Source organism: Mycobacterium sp. E3305 (assembly GCF_001666785.1).
Classification (GTDB): Bacteria; Actinomycetota; Actinomycetes; order Mycobacteriales; family Mycobacteriaceae; genus Mycobacterium.
Genome location: NZ_LZJA01000004.1, coordinates 36,448 through 44,516, shown reverse-complemented (window position 1 = coordinate 44,516; position 8,069 = coordinate 36,448). Strand labels below are relative to the sequence as shown.

The 8,069-nt window shown below is 69.0% G+C and carries 8 protein-coding genes; 4 read left to right on the top strand and 4 right to left on the bottom strand.

What is annotated here, in order from left to right; translation table 11 throughout:
• Window positions 1-202 precede the first annotated feature (202 nt).
• The 3 genes from A5701_RS00585 to A5701_RS00575 are packed head-to-tail and all read left to right on the top strand — an operon-like array spanning window position 203 to window position 2,980.
• Window positions 203-1,174 (top strand): proteasome assembly chaperone family protein, encoded by a 972-nt coding sequence (locus A5701_RS00585; protein WP_067747394.1) that lies wholly within the window; start codon window positions 203-205, stop codon window positions 1,172-1,174.
• 41 nt (window positions 1,175-1,215) lie between these two features.
• The gene (locus tag A5701_RS00580) at window positions 1,216-2,247 is read left to right on the top strand and encodes an alpha/beta fold hydrolase (RefSeq protein WP_067747377.1); all 1,032 of its coding nucleotides are present in this window, start codon (window positions 1,216-1,218) and stop codon (window positions 2,245-2,247) included.
• A 46-nt stretch (window positions 2,248-2,293) separates the two neighbouring features.
• On the top strand, window positions 2,294-2,980 hold the full coding sequence (locus A5701_RS00575) for a PhzF family phenazine biosynthesis protein (RefSeq protein WP_067747352.1): 687 nt from the start codon (window positions 2,294-2,296) through the stop codon (window positions 2,978-2,980).
• 15 nt (window positions 2,981-2,995) lie between these two features.
• Here the strand turns inward: A5701_RS00575 and A5701_RS00570 are convergent, their stop codons facing one another.
• From A5701_RS00570 to A5701_RS00560, 3 genes are all read right to left on the bottom strand, one after another.
• Window positions 2,996-3,481: a peroxynitrite isomerase gene (locus A5701_RS00570; RefSeq protein WP_067747350.1), complete on the bottom strand. Its 486-nt coding sequence runs from the start codon at window positions 3,479-3,481 to the stop codon at window positions 2,996-2,998.
• A 31-nt stretch (window positions 3,482-3,512) separates the two neighbouring features.
• Window positions 3,513-3,977 (bottom strand): transcriptional regulator NrdR, encoded by a 465-nt coding sequence (nrdR, locus tag A5701_RS00565; RefSeq protein ID WP_046184812.1) that lies wholly within the window; start codon window positions 3,975-3,977, stop codon window positions 3,513-3,515.
• A 127-nt stretch (window positions 3,978-4,104) separates the two neighbouring features.
• Window positions 4,105-4,599 carry a LysM peptidoglycan-binding domain-containing protein gene (locus A5701_RS00560; RefSeq protein WP_067747348.1) on the bottom strand — a complete coding sequence of 165 codons (495 nt, stop codon included), beginning with the start codon at window positions 4,597-4,599 and terminating at the stop codon, window positions 4,105-4,107.
• A 289-nt stretch (window positions 4,600-4,888) separates the two neighbouring features.
• Here A5701_RS00560 and lexA point away from each other — a divergent pair, with 289 nt between their 5' ends.
• A complete protein-coding gene (gene lexA, locus A5701_RS00555; protein ID WP_067747345.1) occupies window positions 4,889-5,587 on the top strand; it encodes a transcriptional repressor LexA in 699 nt (232 codons plus the stop codon).
• Between the two features lie 10 nt (window positions 5,588-5,597).
• Here the strand turns inward: lexA and A5701_RS00550 are convergent, their stop codons facing one another.
• Window positions 5,598-7,889, bottom strand: a complete 2,292-nt coding sequence (locus A5701_RS00550) for an LGFP repeat-containing protein (RefSeq protein WP_067747343.1) — start codon at window positions 7,887-7,889, stop codon at window positions 5,598-5,600.
• Window positions 7,890-8,069: the final 180 nt, after the last annotated feature.

Genomic DNA, 8,069 nt, shown 5'->3' with positions numbered 1-8,069 from the left:
CATCGGAATCATCATGCCTGACACCAGCGCACCGAGCAGATTCCGACGCGTCGGGGGCCACCCGACTCGGGGGCACCGCCGACCGGCGTGTTCGCTGAAGGATTAAACGCGAACTTCACACCGCCGTTTGATTTTGGTGCCCCCCGATTCGGGGGACACTGGTAGGGCACCCTGGATGGACCCTCGAGAGGAGGCGATCCCGATGGCTAGTCAGGACCCGCAGGAGCAGCACTACCAGCCCGGACAGGCCGGAATGTACGAGCTAGAGCTGCCTGCGCCGCAGTTGTCGACGTCGGACGGCCGGGGCCCGGTGCTGGTGCACGCGCTGGAGGGTTTCTCGGACGCCGGTCACGCGATCCGGCTGGCCTCGTCGCATCTGAAGGCGGCGCTGGACACCGAGCTGGTCGCGTCCTTCGCCATCGACGAATTGCTGGATTACCGGTCGCGGCGGCCGCTGATGACGTTCAAGACCGATCACTTCACGAACTACGACGAGCCGGAACTGAGCTTGTACGCGTTGCGTGACACCATCGGCACCCCGTTTCTGCTGCTCGCCGGGATGGAACCCGATCTGAAGTGGGAGCGCTTCATCACCGCCGTGCGCCTGCTGGCCGAGCGCCTGAACGTGCGCCAGACCATCGGCCTGGGCACCGTCCCGATGGCGGTTCCCCACACCCGGCCGATCACGATGACCGCGCACTCGAACAACCCCGAGTTGATCGCCGAGTTCACCCCGTGGATCTCCGAGATCCAGGTTCCCGGCAGCGCGTCCAACCTGCTCGAATACCGGATGGCCCAGCACGGCCACGAGGTCGTCGGCTACACCGTGCACGTCCCGCACTACCTGACGCAGACCGACTACCCGGCCGCCGCCGAGGCGTTGCTCGAGCAAGTGGCCAAGATCGCGTCGCTCGAGCTACCGCTGACGGCGTTGACCGAAGCGGCGGCGGTGATCCGGACCAAGATCGACGAGCAGGTCGAGGCGAGCGCGGAGGTTGCTCAAGTGGTGACCGCGCTCGAGCGCCAGTACGATGCCTTCATCGACGCTCAGGAGAACAGGTCGTTACTAACGCGCGACGAGGACCTGCCTAGCGGCGACGAGCTTGGAGCCGAGTTCGAGCGATTCCTCGCCCAGGAGGCGGAGAAGAAGCGCGGCGACGACGACCAGGCCTGACCTTTCCACACGGCCCTGGGCCCGACCCGAAGGTTGGCGAGATGACCGAGCGGAAGCGCAAGAGCACTCTCCGCCCGGTGCGTGAGGTCGCGGCGCCCCGGCTGGAGTTCCGCACCATCCACGGCTACAAGCGGGCCTACCGGATCGCCGGTGACGGCCCGGCGATCCTGTTGGTTCACGGCATCGGGGACAACTCCACCACCTGGAACACCGTGCAGGCCAAGCTCGCTCAGCGGTTCACGGTCATCGCCCCGGACCTGCTCGGCCACGGGCGATCCGACAAACCGCGCGCCGACTACTCCGTCGCCGCCTACGCGAACGGGATGCGTGACCTGCTCAGCGTGCTCGACATCGAGCGGGTCACGGTCGTCGGACATTCACTGGGCGGCGGCGTGGCCATGCAATTCGCCTACCAGTTCCCGCATTTGGTGGACCGGCTCATCCTGGTCGCCGCCGGCGGCGTCACCAAGGACGTCAACGTCGCGCTCCGGCTCGCGTCGCTGCCGATGGGCAGCGAGGCCCTCGCCCTGCTGCGGCTCCCGCTCGTGCTGCCGGCCGTGCAGCTGGCGGGACGGATAGCCGGCCTGGCGATCGGATCGACCGGCCTGGGCCGCGACCTGCCAAATGTCCTGCGGATCCTCGACGACCTGCCGGAGCCCACGGCCTCGGCGGCCTTCAGTCGCACCCTGCGCGCGGTGGTGGACTGGCGCGGGCAGATCGTCACCATGCTCGATCGCTGCTACCTGACCGAAGCCATCCCGGTGCAGATCGTGTGGGGCACCAAGGATGTGGTGGTGCCCGTCCGGCACGCGTGGATGGCGCACGCCGCGATGCCGGGCTCCCGCCTCGAAATCTTCGAGGGCTCCGGCCACTTCCCCTTCCACGACGACCCGGCCCGCTTCATCGACGTCGTCGAACGCTTCATCGATTCCACCGCTCCCGCCGAATACGATCAGGCCGCCCTGCGGGGGCTACTGCGCAGCGGCGGCGGCGAGAAGGCCGTCAGCGGCCCCGCGCCGACCCGCGTCGCCGTGCTCAACGCGATGGGCTCCGACGAACGCAGCGCCACCTGAACCACCTTGGTCGATGCGGCCGCCTCCGGGGTCGTACAGTCGCTGCATGGGGATCGACGTCACGGTGTTGCGGGTGTTCACCGATGCGGACGGCAATTTCGGCAATCCGCTCGGGGTGGTGAACGCCGCCCACGTCGGGCCCGCCGACCGGCAACGGCTGGCGACTCAATTGGGCTACAGCGAAACGGTTTTCGTCGATCTTCCGGGCGCGGGTTCGACGACCGCGCATGCCACCATCTACACCCCCCGGGTCCAGCTCGCGTTCGCCGGGCACCCCACCGTCGGCGCGTCGTGGTGGCTGCGGGAGAGCGGCACGCCGATTCACACCCTGCAGGTGCCGGCCGGTCTCGTGCAGGTGAGCTATGCCGGAGACCTCACCGGCGTCAGCGCCCGCTCAGACTGGGCGCCCGAGGTGGCCCTGCACGAATTCGATTCGGCCGCCGCGCTTCTCGCCGCCGATCCGGGAGATTTTCCCGACGACACGGCGCACTACCTGTGGGCCTGGACCGACCGGGAGAGCGGCACCCTGCGCACCCGGGGGTTCTTCCCGAACCTCGGCGTGCCGGAGGACGAGGCGACCGGCTCGGCGGCGATGCGGATCACCGACTACCTCAGCCGCGACCTGCACATCACCCAGGGCCGGGGATCGATCGTCGAGACGACGTGGAACGCCGAGGGCTGGGTGGGAGTGGCCGGGCGCGTCGTCAATGACGGTGTGCGGCACATCGACTGACGGCCGAGCACGCGCTCAGCGCTGCCGGCGCAGCACCGCGGCGAGGTGGTGCTGCAAGGGCTGCCCGACCGCTCCCATCCGCACCGAATACGACAGTTCGTCGCCGTCGATGCGGAAGGAACGGCCAAGGGCGGTCACCTCTTTGGCGGTCGGGGTACGTCCGACGTCGGTGGTGGACAGCTCGATCTCGATCACGTCGCCGGAAACCGCGTACGTGCCCACCTCGATCTCGGTGATGCCGCTCGGGTGGGCCAGCACCAGTTCGACGTGACCGGGCCGCGGCACGCGCAGGTAGCCGGTCTCGGCGTGCAACGGCTTGCCGTCGGCCGACGCCTTCGTCTTTTGCGCGTACGCCAGAAACGGCTTGCCGACGTGGGAGAACACGACCTCTTCGAGATAGTCGAAGGGCTCGATGGTCGGGTACTCGCCCGCGCCCTGGCCGGCCCAGGTGCCCAGCAGCGGTGCCAGGGCCGCGAGATCGGGATGCAAGTCGGGGGGCATGAAATCGAGACTAGCCCGGCGACGAAGGCCGTCAGCTCGGTGTCGTGACCTGGCGGTGTTCGCGCAGGGCCTGGATCTCGCGTTCGAAATCGTCTGCGGATTCGAAGGACCGATACACCGACGCGAACCGCAGGTACGCCACCTCGTCGAGGTCGCGCAGCGGCCCGAGGATGGCCAGGCCGACCTCATGGCTGGCCACCTCCGGCGAGCCCGCGGCCCGCACCGTGTCCTCGACCTGCTGGGCCAGCAGGTTCAGCGCGTCGTCGTCCACCTGGCGGCCCTGGCAGGCCCGGCGGACACCGCTGATGACCTTCTCCCTGCTGAAGGGCTCGGTGACTCCGCTGCGTTTGACCACGGCCAGCACCGCGGTCTCCACCGTGGTGAAACGGCGCCCGCATTCGGGGCATGATCGGCGGCGCCGAATGGCCTGCCCCTCATCGGTTTCCCTCGAGTCGATCACCCGGGAATCGGGATGACGGCAGAACGGGCAATGCATGACCGCTCCTTCGCCGTGCCGTCAACCTGATACCGCAGCACTTCGAGCGTACCCGCGCGCTCACCTGCGCGGGTAATGGCTCAGTGAAGGGTTGGTGGGCGCCGCTCGGCAGTTAGCGGGGCGGTCGTCAGCCGATCGGGGCGATCAAGGTCTGGCCCGCGACCAGGTTCGGCGAGTTCATGTCGTTGAGTTCGCGGATGCGGTCGGCGACCTGGCGGGCGGGCGCGTCCGGCGCCACCCGGCGAGCCACGTCTTGCAGCGACTCCCCCGCCTCCACGCGCACGACGGCCAGGCGGTCCGGGACGTGCGCGGCCGAGCTGCCGGAGTCACCGTTGAGCACCTGACCGACGTTGCCGACCAAGCCCAGCCACAGCGTGATCGCGCCGGCGGCCAGGGCCAGCCAGATCGTGGTCGTCACCGTGACGGGGCGCTTGCGGTGCGGCGCGGCGGACACCGCGAGGCCGGTGCCGTAGTAGCGCGTGGGCGCGCCCGCCGGCCTCGAGGGGCCGGGGCGGCGGGACCGGGCCAGCCCGTCGCGGCCGTAACGAAGCCCCGGGACGGGTCCGTTGACCGGACGCCGAGGGCTGCTGGTACGCGGCGCCAGCGTGTGCATGGTTGTCATCTGCGTTCCTCCGGTCAACTTGATTCGCTCAGCTGTTCGACTGTATCGCTCGTGTGTTCGAAATACGAACATGTGAGCGAAGCGTGTCGCACGAGTCGAACGCTAGACCACGCCACCGACAAGTGAGTGGCCGCTAGAGCTGACATGCGATCGAAATACCCGATCTGCCGAAGAGTTACACCTTTGTGATTCACGACTTCGGCGCGGCTTTTCGCCGACGGGCGGATGGGCGACACGCTACTCGAACACATGTTTGATTCTTGGGCGCGCTGGGGTTACATTCAGTGCCATGAGCGACAGCAGCGACACCCCATCGGCCGGCACGGGCGGCCGGTTGCACGCCGTGGATTCATCGCTGACCGAACGTCAGCGCACCATCTTGAACGTCATTCGCGCGTCGGTCACCAGCCGCGGCTACCCGCCGAGCATCCGGGAGATCGGCGACGCCGTCGGCCTGACGTCGACGTCATCCGTGGCCCATCAGCTGCGCACCCTGGAGCGCAAGGGTTACCTGCGTCGGGATCCGAACCGTCCGCGGGCGGTCGACGTCCGCGGCGCCGACGACGACGTGGCGGCGCCGGCAACCGACGTCGCCGGCTCCGACGCCCTGCCGGAACCGACCTTCGTGCCGGTCCTCGGGCGCATCGCCGCCGGTGGACCGATCCTCGCCGAGGAGGCGGTCGAGGACGTGTTCCCGCTGCCGCGCGAGCTGGTCGGCGAGGGCACGCTGTTCCTGCTCAAGGTCGTCGGCGATTCCATGATCGAGGCGGCGATCTGCGACGGCGACTGGGTGGTGGTGCGCCAGCAGAACGTCGCCGACAACGGCGACATCGTCGCGGCCATGCTCGACGGGGAAGCCACCGTGAAGACGTTCAAGCGCGCGGGCGGTCAGGTATGGCTGATGCCGCACAACCCGGCATTCGACCCGATTCCCGGCAACGAGGCGACCGTGCTGGGCAAGGTCGTCACGGTGATCCGCAAGGTCTAGCCCGGCGGGGTCAGTCCGCCTTGACGAAGCCGTTGGCCTGCGCGACTTCTTCGCTGGCCAGCCAGATTTCGGCGAGGGTGTCGTGGTAGAGCTCGCTGCCCGGTGTGTAGTACAGCCCGAAGCGGGCGCTTGCCTTGATCGGGTATCCGTCGGGCACCTGGTAGGGGTCGTCCAACGGTAGGTGGATGGTCGGGCGCCCGGGCGTGCCTGCCCCCGCGCCGCTGTCCTCGTCGTCGGCGGCCGCGTGCCGTCCACCCCGCTGCCCGGATGCGACGACGGCCGCGGCGGCGGCCTCCGGCGCGGCGGTTTCCGGCGGGGTAGCTTCCGGCGGGGTGTCGTCCGCAGCGGCGGCGTCGGCACCAGTGGCCTCGGCGACATCCGCCGGAACATGCGGCACGGCCACATCCGGATACTCGGGCTCGGGAGCCGCGGCTTCGGGGGCGGCGTCCTCGTATTCGACGTCCGGCGGCGTGTGCGGCACCGCGACGTCGAGGTACTCGGCATCCACGTACCCCTCGTCCCCGCGAGCGGCCTCCGGGTGGGCGGACTCGTGCGCGTCGTCGGTGTACTCGGCTTCGGCGTACTCGGCTTCGACGTACTCGGCCTCGGCGTAATCCGCTTCGGGATAACCGGATTCGGCGTAATCCGCTTCGCCGTATTCGGATTCGGCGTATTCGGGTTGGGCATAGCCGGATTCCGTTTCGGGATAGCCCGCCTCCGACAGGGCCGTCGGTGAGACCGCGGCGAAGGAGTCGGTGTCCACCGCGTCGGGGTCCTGCTCCTCGTCCCCGTAGCCACCCTCGTCCGCACCGCGCCGCCGCCAGCTGACCCGCCCGGCGGCCTCGGCTTCGGGCGTCTCGGACTGCCCGTCGAAGTGTTCGGCGCCGACGTCGTCGGGCCCCCAGTGCTGGTCGCCCACCGGCTCGTAACCAAGGTCGAGGTCGCGGTGCGGCTCGTAGCCGGCACCGGCACGCGCGGCGCGCCGCCGGCGCCAACCGAGGGCCAACAGCCCGGCCAAGACGATCAGCACCAGCACCGGGATGCCGGCCAGCAGCCACCACCACTGCAACGCGAACTTCTTGGGGTGCGCGGGCGTCGCCGAGCTGCTCGGCTGATTCTGGCCCGACACCTGCAGGCCCGACAGCAACGGCGCGAGATTGGCCGGGTCGGTGCTGAACGTGTTCTTCGCCCGGTTCCACGAGATCTTGCCGCCGACGAACTGCTGGGAGACCACGTCGCCGTCCACCGACTGGTCGCCGACGGGCGCACCCAGCTTGCCCGTCGGCCCCCGGAGCTTGTCCCACGCCGCCTTCATGGCGCCGCGCACCACGAACGCGCCGTGCTCCGAACTCCAGAAGATCACCGGTTTGTCGGCGCCGGAGAAGGTGACGACGCGGCTGGACGGGATCCCGCCGTCAGCTTCGTTGGCGGTGGGGAAACCGAGATCGCTACCGGCCGGGCCGCCCAGCGATTCGTACTTGGACAGGATGTTGGTCTCGACGGCGTTCGCGCCGGTCGCGGGGCTGAAATACACCTTGCCGTTGGCGAAGTCCTGGACGATCCCGTCGCCACCGATCGGATACTGCGCGCCCTTCTTGACCCCCAGCGGCCCGTTCGGACCACCGGCGGCGCGCCATGCCATGTTGATGGCCGCGGTGGGGTCGATCGCCACCTGCAAACCCTTCAACTGGTCGGCCAAACCCGCTGGCTCGGTGGTGAACTGCTTGGTCTGCCTGTTCCACGAAACCTGGCCGCCGCTGAATTTCTGGGCGGACACCTCGCCGTTGTAGGTTTCGTCGCCGACCGGGACGCCGAGCACGCCACCCGAGCTACCCAGCTTGTCCCACGCGGCGTTGATCGCGCCGCGCACCACGAACGCGCCGTGGTCCGGCGTCCAGAAGATCACCGGCTTGTCGCTGGCCGAGAAGGTGGCCACCCGGCTGTCCGGACCGGCGAGGCCGGGCACCTCATTGATCGCGGGGAAGCCCAGATCGCTGCCGGCGGGGCCGCCCAGCATTTCGTATTTGTCCAGGATCGGCCCGTAGACGAACTTGGCGCCGGTCGCCGGCGTGAAGAACATCTTGCCGCCGTCGAAGTCCAGCTCGAAACCGTCTCCGGCGGGATACACGTCGCCCTTCCGCGGGCCCAGCGGTGAACCGTCGCCGCCGGCCTTTTCCCAGGCGGCCATCATGGCCGCCTCGGCGTCGCCGATGGGAGACGCCGCCGCGGAAGGCGCCAACAAGGCGGCGGCGGTCGCGAAGGCCGTCAAGGTGACCAGCGCACTCCCGACCAGCCTGCGCATGTGACCTCTCTGCCCGTTCACCAAGCCTCCCAGCCGACGGCTACGGCCCTATCAGCGGCTATGCCCGTGGCTGCACAGCCGGCGAGGGGGCCGCACTCCGACCGCGCGGAAACAGCCCCGCACCGATCCGCATTATCGCCGGGCTCGCATAACTTTGCTCCTGCCAAGGAGAAATACGAA

What these genes read in the sequence shown, in the direction of transcription:
- A5701_RS00585 (WP_067747394.1), top strand. Translation starts at nt 203, where the DNA reads ATGGCTAGTCAGGACCCGCAGGAGCAGCACTACCAGCCCGGACAGGCC.
- A5701_RS00580 (WP_067747377.1), top strand. Translation starts at nt 1,216, where the DNA reads ATGACCGAGCGGAAGCGCAAGAGCACTCTCCGCCCGGTGCGTGAGGTC.
- A5701_RS00575 (WP_067747352.1), top strand. Translation starts at nt 2,294, where the DNA reads ATGGGGATCGACGTCACGGTGTTGCGGGTGTTCACCGATGCGGACGGC.
- A5701_RS00570 (WP_067747350.1), bottom strand. Translation starts at nt 3,481, where the DNA reads ATGCCCCCCGACTTGCATCCCGATCTCGCGGCCCTGGCACCGCTGCTG.
- nrdR (WP_046184812.1), bottom strand. Translation starts at nt 3,977, where the DNA reads ATGCATTGCCCGTTCTGCCGTCATCCCGATTCCCGGGTGATCGACTCG.
- A5701_RS00560 (WP_067747348.1), bottom strand. Translation starts at nt 4,599, where the DNA reads ATGACAACCATGCACACGCTGGCGCCGCGTACCAGCAGCCCTCGGCGT.
- lexA (WP_067747345.1), top strand. Translation starts at nt 4,889, where the DNA reads ATGAGCGACAGCAGCGACACCCCATCGGCCGGCACGGGCGGCCGGTTG.
- A5701_RS00550 (WP_067747343.1), bottom strand. Translation starts at nt 7,889, where the DNA reads ATGCGCAGGCTGGTCGGGAGTGCGCTGGTCACCTTGACGGCCTTCGCG.